Source organism: Streptomyces sp. NPDC031445 (genome assembly GCF_055581365.1).
In genome coordinates this window covers 222,236-241,684 of record NZ_JBVIJO010000014.1, presented here as the reverse complement: position 1 = coordinate 241,684, position 19,449 = coordinate 222,236, and the positions used below count along the sequence as shown (strand labels likewise).

The following is a 19,449-nucleotide window of genomic DNA, read 5'->3' as shown; positions in this document are numbered from 1 at the left end:
GCACCACCGTCCTGCCGGTTGAAAGGAGGGTGGCCGTGCCGTGCTGTGCCGTCGGTTTCAGGCGAGGTCTGGGGCGGGCTCGGTCGCGTAGCGGCTCATCGCGTCGATGTTGGCCTCTGGCGTCAGCGGCCGGCCGCCGGCGAGTGCTTCCTGGAGGTCCCGGAAATACTGCACGTACAGGTCGGGGGTGAATGTGCTGAGCATGACGGCGGGTTGGTCGGTCAGGTTGGCGAAGGTGTGCGGGGTACCGGGCGGAACCATCACGAGGGTGCCCGGGGCGGCGTCGTGCTCCTCGTCCCCCACGGTGAACCGCACGGTGCCGGACAGGACGTAGAAGCCCTCGTCGTGTCGGGCATGGCGGTGCTGGGGCGGTCCCTGGGTATGCGGGGCGAGGACGGACTCGGCGATCGCGAGGCGGTGCCCAGTGTGGCTGCCGTCCTCCAGAACCCGCATGCGCGTGGTACCCAGAACGATCATCTCACCATCGCCGGGACCCATCACCGATACGGCGGGGTGAGTCTGCGGCTCGCTGGTCTTCGCTTCTTCGGTCATGCTCACGAGTTCACCGCCGGGTCCCCAGGGCTGTCCAAGACCTGTTCCGCATCGCCGATACCTCATGGGTATCGTCGCAGCGTGGAGCTACATACCCTGCGCTACTTCGTGGCGGTCGCCGAGGAACTCCACTTCGGCCGGGCCGCCACCCGGCTGCACATGAGTCAGCCGCCGCTGAGTCGGGCGATCAAGCAGTTGGAGGCCGATGTCGGGGCCTTGCTCTTCGCCCGCTCGCCTGCCGGCGTCACGCTCACTCCGGTGGGCACGGTGCTGCTCGATGAGGCGCGGGCCCTGCTCGACCATGCCGACCGCGTCCGGGTACGCGTGAGCGCGGCGGCCGGCGTCGCGACCCTCACCATCGGCATCCTGGGCGACGGCACCGACCCGGGAGTGGCCAGGCTGGCCGCCGCCTACCGCCGAGACCACCCCGGCATCGACATCCGCATCCGCGACACCGATCTGACCGATCCAACCTGCGGGTTGCGCGCCGGACTGGTCGACGTCGCGCTGACTCGGGCGCCGTTCGACGTGACTGCCCTGACGGTGCGTGCGCTGCGGACCGATCCGGTTGGCGCGGTGCTGCGTGCCGACGATCCGCTGGCCCGCCGCGACGGGCTGCGGCTGGCCGAACTGAGCGACCGCCGCTGGTTCCAGTTCCCGCAGGGCACCGACCCCGTCTGGCAGTCGTACTGGAACGGTGGCAGACCGCGCCAGGGACCAGTGGTGCGCGCCGTCCAGGAATGCCTGCAGGCCGTGCTGTGGAACGGCACGGTCGGCCTGGCCCCGCTCGGACACGACCTGCCCGCGGAGCTGGCCGTGGTGCCGCTGATCGACATGCCGCCGAGCCGAGTGGTGGCGGTGTGGAACGAGGGTGACACCAACCCGTTGATCCGTTCCTTCATCGAGACCGCGACAACCGCGTACCGTCACTGAGCACCGCCAACCGGTGCTGCCACAACTCGTGAACAATCCGAACGCCACAGCCCCCTTCCCAAGTGGTGAACATCTGCACCACCAATTGGTGAGGGTCGAACTGGTTCGGGAAGACCAGCGGCAGGTGTGGGTGCTGACGAAACGAGGCCGCGGCGAGGCGAAGAAGCTGCCGGCGCCGAAGGGCATACGGGTCTCGGCGCTGCGTGAGGAGCAGTACGACCCGGTCACCGGGGAGCTGTTCGGCGCCAGCTACGACGACCACTCCGCGGCGGTCACCTCGACGGCCGCCGAACTGCACCGCGTGGGGATGGGGCACCGGCTCGGCAACGGGTACGGGTTCGCCCGTCGTCGCCCGGGCGTACACGGCGAGCTGGGCGCGAAGGCTGCTCCGTCCTGCGTCGGCCGCGTCCTGCCGCAGTTCCACCAGCTCGTCGTCGGAGAGGTTGTCGATCCAGGTCTTGTCCGCTGCCGCTCGGCTTCGTCACGCAGCTGCAGCTCATACCAGTCGAGTTGGTCTCTTTCCCTGATCCAGTTGCGCACCGCCGCATCCTGCTCGCGCCGCGCCTCAGCGTCCGCGACGACGACGCACGGGTACATCAGCGAGGGCCGGAGCCGAGGTACGGCCAGACTCGCGCGCGGGCGGCGAGCAGTGGCCCCGCGGAATCCGGCCCGGATCGAGGCTGCTCCATCTCCCTGGGGACCGCCATGTTGCGCAGCGACGCCTCAGGCGGGGGCGCCCCCGTTGGGCCGGACATGAGACGACTCTGTGCCCTTGAGGTGGCGCTGCCCTGGCGATGGTGCTGCCGAGCGCGGTGCCGGCGGCGGCCGACACCAGCGCCTGCACGCACCACTGGCCGGGGCCGCAGGTGTGCATCCGCCTGTCCCGCCGACGAGACGTAGGCGCATGCGCGGTCGACGTGAGGGGAGCGACGGTGCGGCGGGTGCGGCAGCCTGTCGAGAGGTCCGCGCTGACCTGGGCCGTCATGGCCGGATGCGGACGGGTGCCGTGCGGGGCGGTGCTAGCATGCCTGTGTGTTCATCGAGGTTGACAGACTGTAGCCGCTTCGAAGGCGGCGTTCTCCGGGTGCGTGTTCACCGAGTGTGGTGAGCGCGCTGCACCGCGCGTCTTGGCGCGGGGCCGCTTCCGCGCGTGCCGTCCCCCTCGTTCCGGGCCGTGAGCGTGGCCGTCGGTCCTCTCGTGACCGTCGGTTGTCTCCTGGGCGTCGGTTCTCTCGTGGAAGCCGTTCCCTTCCGTACCGGGCCAACCGCGCCGCGCGGTATCGGTCTCCTCAGGAACACGACCGGACTGGCACGTCGTGCGGTGCCGTGAGGGGCGTCTCTCAGCCTTCGAACCTTCGAACCTGTTGTTCCGCGTGCGGGCCTGCCCCGGTCGGCTTCGGCTGCCGGAGGCGATCCTGCCTGCCCGCCCGCTGCGGTCCACCGCGAGTCCCCACGGGACCGGCGTCGGCCACCGCAGTCGGCCGCTTCCGCCCAGCACACTCTGATCACGAGGAGAAACACCGGTGCCGCAGACCACGACTTTCGACTTTCCCCTGGACCGCGCTCCCGGCTGCCCTTTCGACCCACCGCCTCACTACGCCGCCCTGCGCGCGCAGGACCCGCTCGTCCGGGTACGGATCTGGGACGGACAGACACCCTGGCTCGTCACCCGTTACGAGGACCAGCGCGCCGTGCTGGCCGACCCGCGCTTCAGCGCCGACCCGAGCAAACCCGGCTTTCCCGCGCCGACCGAGGGCTTCGCGGCCCAGGGCCGCCAGGAGGTGCAGGCCCTGAGCATGCAGGACGATCCGGAGCACGCGCGTCAACGCCGCATGCTCATCAAGCGCTTCACGGTCAAACAGATCGCCGCGATGACTCCGCGGCTGGAGCAGATCATCGACGACCTGCTGGACCGGATGCAGGCCGCCGGGCCGCCGACCGACCTGGTCGAAGCCTTCGCGCTGCCCATGCCCTCCCTGGTCATCAGCGAACTGCTCGGCGTCCCCCGGCAGGACCACGCCCTCTTCCAGCGCGCGGCCGGCACGATGATCTCCCGGGAGAGCACCGTGCAGGAGTTCACCGCCGCCCGCGACGAACTCGCCGAGTTCCTCGGCGACCTGATCCGGCGCAAGGACGCCGATCCGGACGACGACCTGCTCAGCTCCTTGGTCGTCACACGCCTGCGCACCGGCGAACTCACTCCCGCGCTCCTCGTCGAAACCGCGATAACGCTGCTGGTCGCGGGGCACGAGACCACCACCAACCAGCTCGCCCTCGGAACACTGGTACTGCTGCGCAATCCCGACCAGCTCGCCGTCGTCCGGGACAGCGACGACCCCGCCCGGGTGGCGTCGGCCGTCGAGGAACTGCTGCGCTACCTGTCCATCACCCAGAACGGGCTCTCCCGGGTCGCCACGGAAGACATCGAGATCGCAGGCCGGCTCATACGCGCGGGCGAGGGCGTGATCGTGCCGAACGCCTCCGGCAACCGCGACGCGACCGTCTTCCGCGACCCCGACCGGTTCGACATCGACAGGCCGGACGCACGCGGACACCTCGCGTTCGGCTACGGCGTCCACCAGTGTCTGGGGCAGAACCTGGCCCGCAAGGAACTCCAACTCGCCTACCCGGCCCTGTTGCGCCGCTTCCCCGGACTGCGCACCACCCTCCCGGACGAGGACATCCGCTTCAAACACGACATGATCGCCTACGGCGTGCACGAACTGCCCGTCACCTGGTGACCTGGAACCACCCGCCGAGTGCGCGCCCCCGCCACCTACCTGCTCCTCGCCGCCACCGCTCGGCTCCGCCGCCCGCGCGCCCGGCACGTACCGACGCACAGCCCACACCCGTCCAGAAAGAACCCATGAACACCTGCCCCATGCCGGCCGACCACCCACGACAGACCCCCGCGACTCCCCCACGGACCACCGGCCCAGCAGCCCCGGCGCACCAGGAAGACCGGCCCGCTCCCGTGCCGTTCGACCCGGAAGCAGCAACCGTCCTGGAGGGGCTGGGCGACCTGCGCGGCGTCGAGCCGTCGTCACCCGCGGACGTGCCGCGGTGGCGCGCGTACCTCGCCGAGACCGCCCCCGATCCCACACTGGAGGAACTGCGCGACGGCGGGAGTTTCGAGGTGGTGGAGCGTACGGTGCCGGGACCCGACGGAGCGCCGGACGTCCCGCTGCTGATCGCCCGCCCCGCGAGACTGTCCGACGCCGCACCCGTCGTCTACCACTTACACGGCGGCGGCATGATCAGCGGGACCAGCCGCACCGGCCTGCCCGGCATCCTGCGCGAGTGGGCCGCACCCCTCGGGCTCGTCGTGGTCTCCGCCGACTACCGTCTGGCCCCCGAGCATCCGTACCCGGCTGGCGTCGAGGACTGCTACGCGGGCCTGGTGTGGGTGGCACGACACGCCGCGGAGGTCGGCGGTGACCCGGAGCGGATCGTGGTGGCTGGCGGCAGCGCGGGGGGCGGGCTGACCGCGGCCGTCGCGCTCATGGCGCGCGACCGGGGCGGACCACGCCTCGCCGGCCAACTGGCCATGTGCCCCATGCTCGACGACCGCAACAACACCCCCTCCGCCCTGCAGATGGCCGGCCACGGCGTATGGGACCGGCGCGCCAACGAGGCCGGCTGGACGTCGCTGCTCGGCGAGGCCCGAGGCACCGACCGGGTCCCGCCGTACGCGGCACCCGCCCGCGCCACCGACCTGTCCGGCCTGCCACCGGCCTACATCGACGCCGGTGCCGCCGAGACCTACCGCGACGAGGACATCACCTACGCCTCCCGCATCTGGCAAGCCGGGGGCGACGCCGAACTCCACGTCTGGTCGGGCGGATTCCATGGCTCCGACCAGATCGCATCCGACACCGCCGTAGCCCGCGACGCCCGCGAGGCCCGCGTCCGCTGGCTACGCCGCATCCTCAACCGGTGAGCTGACGGATACACCGTCTTCGCGGATCCGTGGCAAGCGCGGCCGGGCCACTGCGCCGCCTGGCGTGCTGTCCCCGCGGAGACGGTGGACCGCTCCGGCGTGACGGCCCGGCGCTGGCTGCGGGACTGGACCGGGGGCCGGCGTGTGGCCCGTCTGCACGGCGCCCTGCTCGGCGAGTTGCGCTGCCAACCGCTTCGAGTCGTGAGAAGCCCCCTTCAGCGCGGCCAGAGTGTTCCCGGCGCCCTTCTCGCGGCGGTTGGTGCCCCACAGGGTGTCGTCGTCGAACTTGATCACTCGGTCCGGTATCCGCCGTACACGGAAGCGGCCTTCGTCTTCGTCTGAACATGTGCTCCGCCCAAGGAACACACATCTTCAGACCGGAGGCCGTGGGGACAAGTCTGCTGCATCGCGACACACGCCGAGAAGCCTTGGAGCGCTTGTCACGCTTCCGGGGCGAGTTTTACTCCCGCCTCAACCTCCGCGAGCGCATCACCGAGGCCCACGCCAAACCGAACCTCTACCGACGGCCCACCCCGACTGGTGGACCTCGGCATGCCCCTCTTCACCGACCCGCCGGCTGGTCGGGTGCAGGGTGAGGACGGCTTGGACGAGGCTGGTGATCCGAGTTGTGGAACAGCGCAGTCTGCGCAGGAGACGCCAGGATTTCAAGGTGGCGACGGCCTGTTCGCCGAGTGCCCGGATCCCGGATCTTCGCGTGCGAGCGGCTGACGGCCTGTTGGCCTGCGGAGAGACGCTCCCACCGGTCGCGGTAGGGCGTGCGGTGTTTCGCCGGGCCTACCACAGGGCTGTGAAGGCCGGGGCCAAGGACTCGTCGAAGGCCCGGCGGTAGCCCGGACTACCGGGAGCCCGCCACAGGGCGCGACTTGTAGAAGGACTCCTCCAGGTAGGCGGTGGCGTGCGGCTGGTAGGGCTCCTCCAAGTAGGCGGCCTCGTCTTCGTCGAGTTCGACGTCCACCGCGGCGACCGCGTCGGCCAGCTGGGCCGGCTTGGTGACCCCGACGATGGGCGAGGTCACCGCCGGGTTGCGCATGACCCAGGCCAGGGCGACCTGGGCCGGGGACAGACCCCGCCTGCCCGCGATCTCGTGGACGCGCTCGGCCACTGCCTGGTCCCCGTCGCGGTAGAGGATCTTGCCGCCCGGGTCTGTTGCGGCACGCGCCGTGGCGGTGTCCCGGACCCGCGTCAGCCTGCCCCGCGCCAGCGGGCTCCACGGGATCACGCCGATGCCCTGGTCGGCGCAGAGCGGGAACATCTCCCTCTCTGCTTCTCGGTGGATGAGGTTGTAGTGGTCCTGCATCGACACGAACCGGGTCCAGCCGTTCAGGTCAGCCAGGTACAGGGCCTTGGCGAACTGCCAGGCGTACATGGAAGAGGCTCCGATGTAGCGGACCTTCCCGGACTTGACCGCGTCGTGCAGCGCCTCGAGGGTTTCCTCGATCGGGGTGTCGTAGTCCCAGCGGTGGATCTGGTACAGGTCGATGTAGTCGGTCCCCAGTCGCTTCAGGGAGGCGTCGAGCTCGGCGAAGATCGTCTTGCGGGACAGCCCGGCGCCGTTCGGGCCGGGGCGCATCCGCATCCAGACCTTGGTGGAGAGAACGACCTCCTCGCGTCGGGCGAAGTCCTTGACCGCCTGGCCGACGATCTCCTCGCTGCTTCCGGCGCTGTACCCGTTGGCCGTGTCAAGGAAGTTGACGCCGGCCTCGAGGGCCTGCTTGATGATGTCCCGGCTGGCGTCCGCGCCCAGCGACCAGGGCTCGCCGCCCCGGTCTGGCTCGCCGAAGCTCATGCAGCCGAGGGTGAGGGCGGAGACTTCCAGTCCGGTCGTTCCGAGTTTGATGTATCGCATGCTTCCGAACCTAGGAAGTGAAGTGCGCTCCAACGCAAATTCGGAGGCGGGGGGCTTGCGCGCCCTGTCAGGGCTCGACCGTTTCGGCCAGACGTACCAGAGAACCCAGTAGTGGCGAGTAACAAACTGCCAATACGCGGCCGAGCGAGTGGGGCACCACTCAGCCCCCGACGGCACACCGCCTTCGCGAGTCCGTCGCCACCACCGAGCATCGCTCGATAACTAAGAGGTTCCGCGGGTCCAGGCGGCGGTATCGCGGCGCTCGCGACGGCGCCCCCACCCGCGGCTTCTCTTAGTCCGGAAAAAGGCCTGCGCTCTTACGGAAGTTGCTGGTCACAGGGTCCAACAACTCGGACGCGACGTAGAACACATGCACGCCCATCTCGGACACCAGTGACGGGCCGACATCATCGAGGCCGCCGGCGCGTACATGACCCGGGTCCACGGTTAGCGGAACCTGCACCTGTACCCCGGCGACGGCCCCTCGGCGCTTGTCCCCCGCATCCCGCGCGCCGTCCTCACACACGGCGTCTGCTTTCGGCACCCGGGCGTTTGTGCACGGGTGTCCCGCGCGGCCGGCCGGTGTTCTCGGGGCAGGAGGCGGACATGCTGGGCGGATTCGCCGCCCAGGCCGCCATCGTCATGGAACTGGCCGAGCGCCGAAAGGACGCCGAACAGATCGCCGTGCTCCAGGACCGCGACCGGATCGCCCGGGACCTGCACGACCTGGCCATCCAGCGGCTCTTCGCCACCGGCACGCCGGTCAGCCGGTCGCCGAACCGGGTGACCAGGTCCCGATGAGCCGCCTTGACCCGCCGAAGCGTTCTGCAGATCCAGGTGGAAGGTGTGCCGCTCGGTGTTGTGCACGCCGTAGCAGTCCAGGAGCGCGGTCGTGGTCTGGGGGTCGAGCCGGCCGCCGTCGGGATGGGCGGCCAAGTAGGCGGTGGCCAGAACCCTCGCGCGAACGCTCCCCACGTCCGGCAACTCGGGCACGGTCCCCGGAGGCCGGGCGAGCCAGTCGGCGCGGGCTGCGGCGCGTGACAGGGCGCGGGCGGCATCCTCGGCGTCGGAGTACGCGGGCACGCTGCCGCCGCCGGCTGTCGGCAGCGATTCGACACGGGCCGCATGCGCGGGCAGCACCGCGACGACGGAGCGGGCGAGCGGGCCCGGGACCGAGATCAGAGCCTGCACCAGGTCTTCTCCGGTGGCCGTGGCGACGGCGTGGGCACCAGGCTCACCAGGACGGCGTCGACGGCGTCGTCCCGGGCCAGACTCATGCACCGTCGTAGTCGCTCCTCGCCGACGGTCGCCGTGACGTCCACGGGGTCGGCCACTGTGGCGCGGCCCGGAAGTAAGGAAAGAAGTTCGTCCGCCAGGCCGGTGGTGAGCGGCGGGATCATCCGTCCGGTGTCCATGCACGCGTCGGCGGCCAGGACGCCGGCCCGCTCGCGTTGCTGAGGACGACGACCCGCCTACCGTGCGGCAGCGGCTGGGCGTGCAAGAGGGCGGCGGTGTCCAGGAGTTCACCGATCGTGCGGGTGGCGGTGACGCCGGCCTGGGTGAACAGGGCCTGCCGCGTCATGGTCGGGGTCGGCCCCGGGGTGCCGTCCGGCGAAGGTGGCGTCCGGCAGGGCGGCGACGGACCGCCAGGCGTGCGGGTGCACGGTGAACAGCCGCCCGGCGTGGGAACCGTTGTGGATGTTCCGCAGGATCGCGCGTCCGACCGACCTGGATCTGCGGCTCACGCCGATCACCGCGACCGTCCGGGGCCGGAGCAGCGGCTGCATGCTGATGACGTCGGCGACCTGACCCCGGGCGTCGACCGCGCTCAAGTAGGTCTCCTCCTCGGTGAGTTCGACCGCACAGTGCACCTCGGGTCCGTCGAAGTGGCGGGTGACGCGCAGCCTCGAGTCATGAAAGACCTTCAGTACGTTCTCGGTCAGGGCGTCGGCGCTGAACGCGGTGATGCCGGCCGTACGTGGGGCGTCCGCGAGGTGTTCCAGCAGGAGGGTGCCCACACCACGGTGGTGCCAGGCGTCGGCCACCGCCACGGAGATCTCCGCCGTGCCGCCGTCCGGCAGCACCTCGTACTCGGCCAGCCCCACCAGCCGCCCACCGCACTCGGCCGCGAGCGCGGGGTAGCCGGGGCGGTCGCCCTTGGCCACCCGGTCGGCGGCCTGTCGGGCGGAGGACGGGCTGACGGAGAAGAACGGCAACCGCCGGTTTCGCGGGGACATCTCCTCGTACAGCCGCTGCACTGCCTGCCGATCTGCCGGACCCGCCTGCCGGATGCGAACCGTGGTTCCCTCCGCCAGCAGGGCATGCACCGGGGCTTCCTGGATGCCGGTCATCACGAACCCTCCCTCCGGACGATCCCGCGTTCAGCGTCCGGCGGCGGGACCCGGTGGCCCAGGGGCCGACCGGGCACCGCGCGGGCCGAACGGCCCTTCCGAGGGCGCGACGGCGGCACACCTCAGGGCCAGGTGTCCGCCCGAGCAGTGGCCCGGCAGGACGTACGGCCGCCCCTGCGGAAGGGTGTCGACGATCCGGGCGACGTCGTCGAAGGTCTCCGGACAGCCGCCCGCGCCTCCGGAGCGACGGAAGCCGTCGCCTTCGACGCCCGCCGGCCGCAGCGTGGCGTCCCGTGACACGGGACGCCGGGCAAGGCCGCGGCCCACCGGGTGGGAAGAGGGCCGGGGTGCTCTGCGCTCTCCTGTCGGGCTGTGAGGCACGTCGACAGGGTCGGCCCCGTTTAACACGGCTGCGTTCATTGCGTCCGCAGCGACGCGCCGTCGTCACGGGAGCGAGGGGGCGTCAGAATGTCACCTGGAAAGCCTAATAATATGTCAATCCTCTTTTTTGACATCCTATGTGACTTACTGTCAGCTCGCGATGAAGGGCCGAAGAATACCCTGTTCGGAGCTGAGTCCCCAATCTTCCGCTGTGCCCGTCATGTCGGTTGTGGGTAAGTTCGTTCACGAGCCGGCCGACGGGCCGGCGTCTCTCTGTGCGACAGGAGATCGTGAGATGAAGCTTCGTTCGACCGTGGTCACCGCCGCGGTGTCGGCTGCCGCCGCCCTGGCCGCGACCGGCATCACCTACGCCTCGGCCGCTTCCGCTTCCGTACCCCAGGAGGCCCCGGCCGCCGTTGCCGCCGTGACCGGCGGCAACGGCAACGGCAACGGCGGGGGCAACGAGGGCAACAACAGCAAGGGCAACGAGGGCCGGGGCGGCGAGGGCCGTGGCAACCAGGGCCGGGGCAACAACGACAGGGACGAGGACAACGAGGGGCGGGGCGAGGACGAGGGCCGTATCCAGATCAACGAGCGGTCGTACTCCGCCCGTCCGGGTGACTGCATCACGGTGGTCAGCGGTCTGGGCGCGAAGACTTTCAACGTCCGCAACGAGAGCCGCAAGGCCGTGGAGGTCTTCCGCGGGGCCGTCTGTGACAACGGTGCTCCCATCGCCACCGTCGGCCCGCACAGCTCCAGCTACGGCGTGAAGCCGGGCTGCACCGAGGGCATCGACATCGAGAAGGGTGTGGTGGCCAGCTTCCGGGTGACCAAGCGTCACCACGACGAGTACTAGGCCGCGGCCGACCGCTCACTGTGGAGCCCCGGCCCGCCGGAATCGGGCCGGGGTCCCATTTTGACCCATGCGCGTGGCGGTCACCCCCCTGCGGCCCTGCCGGTTTCGGATGCCGGGGGAGCGGCAGCCGGTGTCCGCACGGCCGCCCATTGCGTTCCCTGGCCGTTCCACCTGCGGTTTTGTGTCCGCCGGTGTGTTCTCAGTCCGCTGCCTGCGGCTGTCTGCCGGGCGCGCTTTCCCGGCTCGCAAACGGGTGAGGAGTGGGATGAGCATCCGTTTGGTGGAAGACGTGAGCGACGACACCTACGTCCTGGACGGCCTCGCCGTCAGGCTGACCCCTGCGCTGCCCTGGCTGGGGCACCGGGCCTGCTGGGAGATGAACGGCCGCCTCAAAGAGCCCGTCGACCTGTCCCGGGTCACCTGCAACGTGATCATGGAATACGGGCCGGTGAAGATGTCCTAAAGGCTATACGACCTGCTCGCAAGCCTGGGCGCACGGCTCTCGGGTGACCTCAGACTTCACTCACAGGTCCGCCCCACCCCCGCGGGCAGCAGGGCAGGCGCACGCGTGCTGCAAGGCTCGCACCGGCGCTGACGTCCCGCCCGTTCCGTGCGGACTCGCGTGCCGCGCCCTGCGGATGACGATGCCGAGACCGGCCGTGGCCTGGCTCTCGTCGAAGGCCTCGCCCTGCGATCCGGAACCGACCAGCTCGGATGGGGCAAACGGGTCTGCGCCGACGGAGAAGCCCGGTGACCGCCGCAGCAGACACACTCCGCCACGGCCACACCCCGCTGGACGGGTGAGAGCTCGCAGGGGGCCACCCAGAGGCCGGGGTGCAGGCGGAAAAGTCGCGGTGCGGAGCGTCAGGGCGATGGACAGCCCGCGACGGGCCGCAGCCGCCTTTTCAGAACGAGTCGCCGCCGCGTATGGCGACCGGTCCGGCGGGCCAATTGGCGGGCCGGGCTGTTACTCACTTTCGGGTGAGTGCGCTCGTCACGGTGGGGTGGCGCGCCTGGGCGATGCGCCGCTGCGCACCAGCGCAACGCACTCGGCTGGGCTGCGGTTGAACGCCGCAGGTCCGGCTGAGTGTGCGCACCTGAAGGGGGACCTCAGCGCGTCCGTCGTCTGACCGCCGTCGCCGGCGTGGCTGCGGTGGCGGTGGCGGGGGCGGTGGCGGTGGCGGTGGCGGTCCAGGTTCACCGCCCGCCGGGCGGTACTGGCGGCCGTGATGGTCGGCGGCCGACGCCCGGCTGGACCCTCTCCCACGAGGACGGCCACACCTCCACCTTCCCGCACACGTTCCCGGGTGGGTCGCCTCATGCGGGGGTGGCCCACCTCGCGTGATGCGCGCGACGGCGAGCTGAGCGGCGGGTAGCCGCCACACCGTGCGGATGCTCAACGGGCGTACCGGTGCGGCGCCCCGGTGGGCCGTGCCGCAACCGCTCGTCCCCGAGCAGGTCGATCGCTCCGTCAAGCTGCTGCTGGACTGGCTGGAGCACAGGCGCCGCCGGTGACCGTACACCGCCGGTGACCGTACACCGCGAACCTGTACCTGCTGATCAACAACCAGACCGCCGCCGAGACCAGCCGCGCCGGCAACCACTGGATCAGTGCCGCGATGCGCGGGCAGGACGCCACGCTGGATCGGCTCCGCGTCGACCGGCGACTCGAAGAGGCACTGAGCGTTTTCCAACCTCCGGCTGACGGGGGCAGGGGCCAAAGGCGGGGTCTGGAGCAGCGCGAGCAGTTGTGAGGTGGTACCGGTTGCACCCCAAGCTCACCGCCGTCTAGGACAGAAGCTGGCCTATCTCACGCCTACCGTCGCTGCTGGCAACCGACATCAGCGAAAGGACCGCGATGCCCGAGCAGACCAGCCCCGCGCCGGAGGGCTACACCACCGTTGCGCCCTGGGTCGTCACCGACGATACGGGGGCCTTCCTCGACTTCGTCACCCAGGCGTTCGGGGGCGAGGAACTCGGGCGGGTGCCGACCGAGGATGGCTTGATCGGTCACGCTGAGATCCGAGTCGGCGACACCGTCGTGTTGGCTTTTGACCGTCACACGGACTGGCCCGCCATGCCGAGCCTGCTGCGCGTGTTTGTCGCCGATGCGGACGAGGCGTTCTCACAGGCCGTCGCAGCCGGCGGCCATGTCGTCACTTCCCTGGCCGACGACGCCTTCGGACAGCGCGGAGGGCGTGTCAAGGACCCCTTCGGCAATATCTGGTGGGTGGTCAGCTGCGTTGAGGACGTCTCCGAGGGCGAGATGGAGAAGCGGCTGCAGGACCCCGTATACGCCGAGGCCATGCGCGTGGCTCAGGAGACACTCGACGCCGAGCTCAGCGGTCGACGCCACGGGCGCAGCAGTGCACCCGTCAGGACAACCAGCTAGATCCACGATGTCGGGGTTGGCATGCGCCAGAAAGGCTGAGGCGTCCATATCCCGAAGCGGCCGGCCCGGAGAGTACGCGGGAACTGCGCGCCTCATGACGTCAACGCATACCGCGGCCTCCTGGTCGTCCACCGCGACAATGCCCTGTCAGGCGCCGACCGCCGCGGCGTTCTCGTCGACGAGGGCTCGCACCCAGCCGAGGAACGCCCTGACCTGCGGACCGGGCAGGGGCAGCGCGGCGGCGCGAGGGCGTTCGAAGCTGCGGACCGCGGCCTCGATCAGCGGACGGAAGTCCTCCTCAGCGGCGGCGACTTGCGCGGCCGCGTCGCGTTTGGCGAACCAGCGCCCGGTGCGGCAGTAGACCACGGAGCGGCAGCCGTTGAGGACCCGGTTGTCGGCGAGATGCCCCTCACCGTCGCCGTGCTCGCGCACCGAGGCCCGGATCGCGGTGTACAGGTCCGTCGGCCGGGGCGCCGCGATCACCTCCGATGCGGGCGGCCCGTACAGCGCAATCCCGTCCTGATGGGCCACGGAGCGGTCGATGACGTACCAGAACGACGGTCCCCCGGCCGTGTCGAAGGCGGTCCGTCCCGGCAGCTGAGCGCCAGTGTTGAGATCCAGCGAATAGCCGGCCTCCCCGGACGGGACACGGGCGAAGTCCGCCGCGTAGACGACCAGTTCCAGCCCCGCCGCCGGGCACGGCAGCCGCCGGTGATCGAGAGCATCGGCCAGTTCCCGCAGGGTCGCGGCCTCGGGCGGGCCCTCTACGACGACCGTGACGTCGATGTCACTGCGGCCGTGCCGGTAGTCGCCGAGCGCGAGGGAACCGACCGCGACCACTCCGGTCAGCCGGGAGCCGCACACCGCGCGCGTGCGGCGTACGAGCTCCGTCAGGTAGGGCCGCACCTCGGCAGGAACGGCATGGAACAGCTCGGTCTTGGCGTCCATCCCGCCAGTATGGAGTACTCGATGCCGAGGGCCGGGGATCGGTCAGTCGATGAGGGCTTGGCGGAGGGTTTCGCGGCAGTCGATGACCGCGTCGACGCCGACGAGGCTGATGGTGCGCATCACGGATGCGCCGACGGCGGCCAGGCGCAGCCAGCCGCCGGCCTCGCTGAGGGCGTGGTGGGCGGCGATGAGGATGTTGATGCCGCTGGAGTCCATGAAGGTGACCTGGCGCATGTCGACCACGACGCGGGGGCGGGGCGTGGGGGAGGTGTCCAGGGCTTGGCGGAGGGTGTCGCCGGTGTGGTGGTCGATCTCTCCGGCCAGGGTCAGCACGCGGATGCCGTCGGTGGCGGCGGCCACGACCGACAGCTGGCCGATCCGCCCAGCGGGTTCGGGGCTCGTCGTCTCTGGATCAGACATGCCGGTGATCCTGGCACACGCACACCCTCGGGTGCATGCCGCCCGGCATGGTACGAGCAGCACCGATGTGTGTCCGATCCGACAGAACGGTATGGCGCGATCAGCGGCAAGGCGGGTAAACGCGTCGAGACGCATCGAGCGGGAAGCGATGGCGGCCGTGATGGGATCAGATCCGGCGCTGCCACACGGCGCGGCGCGGGACATGCCCGTCACACAGGCCAGTGCCGCGCTCGTCGGAGACGGCGAGGACATCGCCCACGCCCGCCATCTGGCCGCCGGCTTCCTCACCCGGGTCCAGGCCGAGCACGGCCTGCCCGTCTCCCAGCGCCCATGGACCTCACCCAACTGGTGGTGAGCGAACTGGTCACCAACGCCCTCAAGTACGGCCCCTGCGCGGTGCCGCTCGGCCTGCGGATCACCGGTGACACGGTCGAAGTCGCCGTTGGGACTCCGACACCGTGCTGCCGATCTCCCGGGCCGCGGGCGCCGGCCGAGTCGGTCAGCACGGCCTGGAGATCGTCATGGCCGTCGCCCAGGGGTTCGAGGCGCAGCGCCAACCGGTCGGCAAACGCATCACCGCCCGCCTCGCCCTGGCCGACGACGCGGGCGGCGCCGTCTCCGGTCGCCGCCCGTTGTGAGGCGGCCGGAGCCTGCTCCTCAGGCGCGATGCGGGCCGGCAGCGTGCCGCTCCAAGGCTGCGGTTCCCGGGACCGCGCATACAGACGCCCTGTTCTGAGCTGAACCCATCTGCGTGGGGGTTTTCTGCGGCGAGCGTGTCGGCTCGCACGTGATGCTCCTGCCGCACCGGGAATGCCCGGCGGGCCGGTGTGGTTGAACCGGCCGTGATGGTGAAGGGAACAGTGTCCCCGGGCCTCATCCATCGCATGCGAGGACGATCGTTCGGCTGAAGCCTCGCATTGCCTTTCGCCGCGTAGGCGACCGCCCTTCACCATCACACTTTTCACGGGTTCAGCCCCGGCCGGCGGCCACGCCGGCCGGGGCTGTTTCCTGTTGCCAGGGCCCGTGACCGGGGTGGGGTGCGGGCGTTGCCACGGCTGTGGACGGCTACGAGAACCTCTACCCGGACGAGATCGACCTCGCGCCGACGGAGACAACGAGCGAGCGACTTCCGCTGCTCACCCTTCAGGAGGCGCACGACCTGCTGAACTGGCTGCGGCTCGTCACGACCGAGGGCGGGGCCGGTGCGCCGGAGGCCGGGCGCTGGGTCAAGGAGATCGCTGCCCGTGCCCGGCCGTGGCCGGTTAAGCCGACGATGCCGAGAGCGGTGTCGGGGCGGGAGTGGCTGCACGCGCTGGTGCCGTCGGCCAGCAGCCGGCGGGTCTCGTCCGGGCCGACGGGACGGTGCTGTTCGCCCGCCGTGTAGCAGGTTCCCCGGCGGAGCACACGGGCCGCCGGCCGCCTCCGACACCGACCCGCAAAGTGCGCAGCCGCTCCAGGTCAGGCGGCAAGTCATCGAACGTGTTCTTGATTCTCCTTCCATGATCACTTTCATTGCACTCGCGTGTTCGAATTTACGTTCGATAACGTGGGGGCGTGGAGGTGAGCACCGTGAACGACACCGGGAAGCAGGTCGAGACTGTGCGGGCGACGGTGATGCATGTGCGCTGCCCGGACCGGCTGCCGGAGGAGATCTACCGGCACGTGCTGGAGCTGCTGGCCGGCTTTTCCCCGGTGGTGCAGGCTCTGCCGCCGTCGGCTGCCCTGGTCGAGCTGAAGGGCGCCCTGCGCTACCACGGCACCGACACGGCCCACCTGGGCGAGGTCCTGCGCATACGGACCATCTCGCGCCTCGGGGTCGACGTCCGGGTCGGCATCGGGCCCACGATCACCGTCGCGGCCACCGCCTCCGCCCAGATCACCGGGCCCGGCGGCGTCCTCGCCGTCACGCCCGACGAGGTCGCCGGATGGCTCGCCCCACTGCCGGTGGAGGCCCTGCACGGGATCGGCCCCCGCCAGGCCGCCGTGCTCCGTGACTACGGCATCCACTCGGTAGGACTGCTCGCCGCCGTCTGTCCGGCCACCGTGCAGCGCCTGCTGGGCAAGAAGGCCGGCCGGCTCGCCGCCGACCGCGCCCGCGGCATCGACCCCCGCCCCGTCGTCCCCAGGAACCTGCCGGCCTCCGCCGCCGTACACCACCGCTTCACCCACCACACCCTGGACGGCGCCGTCGTCCGGACGGCCCTGCTCGACCTCGTCGTCCAACTCGGCCTCCAGCTCCGCCGCCGCGGCCAGGCCGCCCGCGCCCTCACCCTGACCCTGCGCTTCGCGGGCGGCACCACGTGGGAGAAGACCCGCCGCCTGCCCGCACCCTCCGCCCACGAGGACGACCTGCGCACACTCGCCTACCAGCTGATGGACGCCGCCGGTCTGCAACGCGCCCGCCTGACCGGCATCGTGCTGAAGGGCGAGGACCTCATCGACGCCGGCCAGGTCGCCTCGCAGATCAGCCTGGACGGTGCCCGCGAGTCGCGCCTGGTCGCCGAGCAGGCCATGGACCGCATCCGCGACAAGTTCGGCCCCGACTCCATCGGGCCGGCCGCCGTCGCGTCCCTGCGCAGAGCCTCATGACCGACCCAGTCACGGATGTGCGGCTCCGGGCTCTTCCACCTGTTGCTCGGCTCCGACGGCCGGCCGGTGCAGCACGGGCGATGACACCGCGAGCAGGGGCGCGGGAGTGGTCCTGTCGCTGGCCCGGCGAGTACAGGGAGTATGTCCGGCGCTCACCTCGGCGCCCTCGAGCTGCGTCAGGCTTCACGATGGCGTCAGTGAAGCCGCTGTCGTGGTGGAGTCGTCGAGCGGGTTGGTGGTCTCGCCGGGTTCGTCGGTCGGGAACTGGTGGATCAGCCGTGTGGATGCGGTTTGACCAGGCCGCTCTGGTACGCGATGACGACGAGTTGCGCGCGGTCGCGGGCGTTCAGTTTGGTCATGGCGCGGTGGATGTGGCTGCGTACGGTCAGCGGGCTCACCACCAGCTTGTCGGCGATCTCGGCGTTGGATTTGCCGTGGGCGGCCAGGGCGACCACTTCGCGTTCGCGGTCGGTCAGGGCCTTGACGGCGTCGGGGAGGGCGACGAAGCCGTCGGTGTCGGGGGTGGCCAGGAAGCGGGTGATGAGGGCTTGGGTGGCGGTGGGTGAGAGGAGGGCTTCGCCGGCCGCGACCGTGCGGATGCCGGCCAGCAGGATCTCGGGGCTGACGCCCTTGCCGAGGAAGCCGCTCGCGCCGGCGCGCAGGGCCTTGGCGACGTTCTCGTCGTTCTCGAAAGTGGTGAGGACGAGGATGTGGGTCCCGGCGAGTTCCGGCCGGGCGCAGATGGCTGCCGTGGCGGCGACCCCGTCGAGGTGCGGCATGCGGATGTCCATGATGACCACGTCGGGGCGGTGCTCGGCGGTGAGGTCGACTGCCTCCTGTCCGTCGGCGGCCTCGGCGACCACGGTGAGGTCTTCGACCGAGTCGATGAGGATGCGGAAGGTGGCGCGCAGCAGCGCCTGGTCGTCGGCGAGCAGGACTCGGATGGTCATGGAGCGGGGCTTTCGTCGGGACTGTCGTCGCGGCTGTCGAGCGGGAGCGTGCAGGCGACCTCGAAGCGGCCGTGCGGGCGGTGACCGGCGTGGAAGGTGCCGCCCACGGCGGTGGCGCGCTCGCGCATGCTGATGAGACCGAAGCCGCCGTGCAGGGCGGCGGAAGGCGCCGGGCGGCTCGGGCCGGTGTCGTTGGTGATGGACAGGGTGAGGTGGCGGGGGGTGTAGGTGAGGTGGACCTGGGCGGTCGGGCTGACGGCGTGCTTGCTGACGTTGGTGAGGGCTTCCTGGACGATCCGGTACGCCGTCAGGTCGAGCACCGGGGTCAGGCGGCCGGCCTCGCCGACGACGGTGACGGTCACCGCCAGGCCGGCCGCCGCGCAGGCGTCGACCAGGTCGGGCAGGTCCCGCAGCCCTGGGGCGGGGGCCAGGTTGTCACCGGCCTGGCCGTCGGTGTCCTGGCGCAGCAGACCCACGGTGGCCTTGAGCTCCCGTAGTGCGGCGGAAGTGGTCTGGGGCAGCATGCCGATCATGTCGAGCGCCTGGTCGGGATGGGTCCGGGCGAGGTGGGCGGCGGTGGCGGCCTGAGCGTCGGCGAGAGTGAGGTGATGGGCGACCACGTCGTGCAACTCCCGCGCGATGCGCATCCGTTCCTGGAACACCCGGTGCCGGGCCTCCTCCTCGCGCTCCCGGACGGCGTGCTCGGAGCGGGCGGCGGCGTATTCGCGGCGCACCCGGACGTAGCTGCCGAGAGCCGCGCACAGCAGTACCCATGCCGTGGGGTTGACGATGGAGAGGACCGGAGAGCGGTTGAGCCGGGTGTCGAGGAGGCCGGTGGCCACTATGGCGATGGCGACCACTACCGCGCTGTTCCACGAGGTGCGCCGCCGATTGTGAAGGCTCAGGGAGTACTGCGCGGTCAGAACGGGCCCCATGAGGAGGGGCGTCAGCAGATAGCCCAGTGTGCCCTGGGCCACGGTGCACAACAGGGTGACGGCCAGTACCGGCAGGGGCCGGGTGCGGCGCCAGTGCACCGCGCCGCAGGCCAGGACGGACAGCGCGAGTGCAGGCCACAGGGGTGGCCTGAACCTCCCGGCCCAGGTGACCACGACACCGGAGAGCGTGAGCGCGGTCAGCAGGACCAGTGCCGCGGCCTCGGCCGCCTTCGGACGAGGCGCCGCCCAGCGCTGCCAGATCGTGTTCATCGTGCTCCGAGAGGGGTGGTCCAGGAAGTCATGCTCACACACCACCGGTGACGACACCTCGGTAT

At 70.7% G+C, this 19,449-nt stretch carries 17 protein-coding genes and 5 pseudogenes; 11 read left to right on the top strand and 11 right to left on the bottom strand.

What is annotated here, in order from left to right:
* Window positions 1-57: 57 nt before the first annotated feature.
* On the bottom strand, window positions 58-552 hold the full coding sequence (locus tag ACZ5DC_RS32150) for a cupin domain-containing protein (RefSeq protein ID WP_468658518.1): 495 nt from the start codon (window positions 550-552) through the stop codon (window positions 58-60).
* Between the two features lie 96 nt (window positions 553-648).
* On the opposite strand from ACZ5DC_RS32150, the gene ACZ5DC_RS32145 reads away from it, so the two are divergent.
* From ACZ5DC_RS32145 to ACZ5DC_RS32135, 3 genes are all read left to right on the top strand, one after another.
* Window positions 649-1,485 (top strand): LysR family transcriptional regulator, encoded by an 837-nt coding sequence (locus ACZ5DC_RS32145; RefSeq protein WP_468658686.1) that lies wholly within the window; start codon window positions 649-651, stop codon window positions 1,483-1,485.
* Window positions 1,486-3,008: 1,523 nt separating this feature from the next.
* Window positions 3,009-4,226, top strand: a complete 1,218-nt coding sequence (locus ACZ5DC_RS32140; RefSeq protein ID WP_468658516.1) for a cytochrome P450 — start codon at window positions 3,009-3,011, stop codon at window positions 4,224-4,226.
* Window positions 4,227-4,459: 233 nt separating this feature from the next.
* Window positions 4,460-5,425, top strand: coding sequence for an alpha/beta hydrolase (locus ACZ5DC_RS32135; protein ID WP_468658513.1), 966 nt, complete (start codon window positions 4,460-4,462; stop codon window positions 5,423-5,425).
* Window positions 5,426-6,001: 576 nt separating this feature from the next.
* Here the strand turns inward: ACZ5DC_RS32135 and ACZ5DC_RS32130 are convergent.
* A pseudogene (locus ACZ5DC_RS32130) lies at window positions 6,002-6,206 on the bottom strand (IS5/IS1182 family transposase); the annotation flags it as partial.
* Between the two features lie 75 nt (window positions 6,207-6,281).
* Window positions 6,282-7,292, bottom strand: a complete 1,011-nt coding sequence (locus ACZ5DC_RS32125) for an aldo/keto reductase (protein ID WP_468658511.1) — start codon at window positions 7,290-7,292, stop codon at window positions 6,282-6,284.
* Window positions 7,293-7,865: 573 nt separating this feature from the next.
* Between ACZ5DC_RS32125 and ACZ5DC_RS32120 the strand changes: the two are divergent.
* Window positions 7,866-8,048 (top strand): annotated as a pseudogene (locus tag ACZ5DC_RS32120) (histidine kinase); the annotation flags it as partial.
* Window positions 8,049-8,470: 422 nt separating this feature from the next.
* On the opposite strand, the gene ACZ5DC_RS32115 reads toward ACZ5DC_RS32120, so the two are convergent.
* The 3 genes and pseudogenes from ACZ5DC_RS32115 to ACZ5DC_RS32105 form a co-directional block, all read right to left on the bottom strand.
* Window positions 8,471-8,707 carry a hypothetical protein gene (locus tag ACZ5DC_RS32115; RefSeq protein WP_468658509.1) on the bottom strand — a complete coding sequence of 79 codons (237 nt, stop codon included), beginning with the start codon at window positions 8,705-8,707 and terminating at the stop codon, window positions 8,471-8,473.
* A gap of 108 nt (window positions 8,708-8,815) precedes the next feature.
* Window positions 8,816-9,643, bottom strand: coding sequence for a GNAT family N-acetyltransferase (locus ACZ5DC_RS32110; protein WP_468658507.1), 828 nt, complete (start codon window positions 9,641-9,643; stop codon window positions 8,816-8,818).
* 111 nt (window positions 9,644-9,754) lie between these two features.
* Window positions 9,755-9,898 (bottom strand): annotated as a pseudogene (locus ACZ5DC_RS32105) (alpha/beta hydrolase); the annotation flags it as partial.
* Window positions 9,899-10,319: 421 nt separating this feature from the next.
* On the opposite strand from ACZ5DC_RS32105, the gene ACZ5DC_RS32100 reads away from it, so the two are divergent.
* The 4 genes from ACZ5DC_RS32100 to ACZ5DC_RS32085 all read left to right on the top strand — a co-directional run bounded on the left by ACZ5DC_RS32100 (window position 10,320) and on the right by ACZ5DC_RS32085 (window position 13,272).
* Window positions 10,320-10,880 carry a hypothetical protein gene (locus tag ACZ5DC_RS32100; RefSeq protein WP_468658505.1) on the top strand — a complete coding sequence of 187 codons (561 nt, stop codon included), beginning with the start codon at window positions 10,320-10,322 and terminating at the stop codon, window positions 10,878-10,880.
* 265 nt (window positions 10,881-11,145) lie between these two features.
* Complete coding sequence (locus ACZ5DC_RS32095) at window positions 11,146-11,343, top strand: hypothetical protein (protein WP_468658503.1); 198 nt, start codon at window positions 11,146-11,148, stop codon at window positions 11,341-11,343.
* A gap of 929 nt (window positions 11,344-12,272) precedes the next feature.
* Window positions 12,273-12,395 (top strand): hypothetical protein, encoded by a 123-nt coding sequence (locus ACZ5DC_RS32090; RefSeq protein WP_468658501.1) that lies wholly within the window; start codon window positions 12,273-12,275, stop codon window positions 12,393-12,395.
* A gap of 343 nt (window positions 12,396-12,738) precedes the next feature.
* Window positions 12,739-13,272 (top strand): VOC family protein, encoded by a 534-nt coding sequence (locus ACZ5DC_RS32085; RefSeq protein WP_468658499.1) that lies wholly within the window; start codon window positions 12,739-12,741, stop codon window positions 13,270-13,272.
* Window positions 13,273-13,419: 147 nt separating this feature from the next.
* On the opposite strand, the gene ACZ5DC_RS32080 is transcribed toward ACZ5DC_RS32085, so the two are convergent.
* A complete protein-coding gene (locus ACZ5DC_RS32080) occupies window positions 13,420-14,220 on the bottom strand; it encodes a nucleotidyltransferase domain-containing protein (RefSeq protein WP_468658497.1) in 801 nt (266 codons plus the stop codon).
* Between the two features lie 42 nt (window positions 14,221-14,262).
* Complete coding sequence (locus ACZ5DC_RS32075) at window positions 14,263-14,640, bottom strand: STAS domain-containing protein (protein WP_468658495.1); 378 nt, start codon at window positions 14,638-14,640, stop codon at window positions 14,263-14,265.
* A 160-nt stretch (window positions 14,641-14,800) separates the two neighbouring features.
* On the opposite strand from ACZ5DC_RS32075, the pseudogene ACZ5DC_RS32070 reads away from it, so the two are divergent.
* Window positions 14,801-15,278: pseudogene (locus tag ACZ5DC_RS32070) on the top strand (ATP-binding protein).
* Window positions 15,279-15,697: 419 nt separating this feature from the next.
* A pseudogene (locus ACZ5DC_RS32065) lies at window positions 15,698-15,835 on the top strand (DUF6417 family protein); the annotation flags it as partial.
* On the opposite strand, the gene ACZ5DC_RS32060 reads toward ACZ5DC_RS32065, so the two are convergent.
* Complete coding sequence (locus ACZ5DC_RS32060) at window positions 15,784-16,044, bottom strand: DUF6233 domain-containing protein (RefSeq protein WP_468658684.1); 261 nt, start codon at window positions 16,042-16,044, stop codon at window positions 15,784-15,786. The pseudogene ACZ5DC_RS32065 and the gene ACZ5DC_RS32060 sit on opposite strands and share 52 nt — an antisense overlap.
* Window positions 16,045-16,254: 210 nt before the next feature.
* Between ACZ5DC_RS32060 and ACZ5DC_RS32055 the strand changes: the two genes are divergently transcribed.
* Window positions 16,255-17,229, top strand: a complete 975-nt coding sequence (locus tag ACZ5DC_RS32055) for a DNA polymerase Y family protein (RefSeq protein ID WP_468658683.1) — start codon at window positions 16,255-16,257, stop codon at window positions 17,227-17,229.
* Between the two features lie 272 nt (window positions 17,230-17,501).
* Here the strand turns inward: ACZ5DC_RS32055 and ACZ5DC_RS32050 are convergent, their stop codons facing one another.
* On the bottom strand, window positions 17,502-18,179 hold the full coding sequence (locus ACZ5DC_RS32050; protein ID WP_468658493.1) for a response regulator: 678 nt from the start codon (window positions 18,177-18,179) through the stop codon (window positions 17,502-17,504).
* Window positions 18,176-19,384, bottom strand: a complete 1,209-nt coding sequence (locus ACZ5DC_RS32045) for a sensor histidine kinase (protein ID WP_468658491.1) — start codon at window positions 19,382-19,384, stop codon at window positions 18,176-18,178. The genes ACZ5DC_RS32050 and ACZ5DC_RS32045 overlap by 4 nt, the downstream gene beginning before the upstream one ends.
* Between the last annotated feature and the right edge of the window lie 65 nt (window positions 19,385-19,449).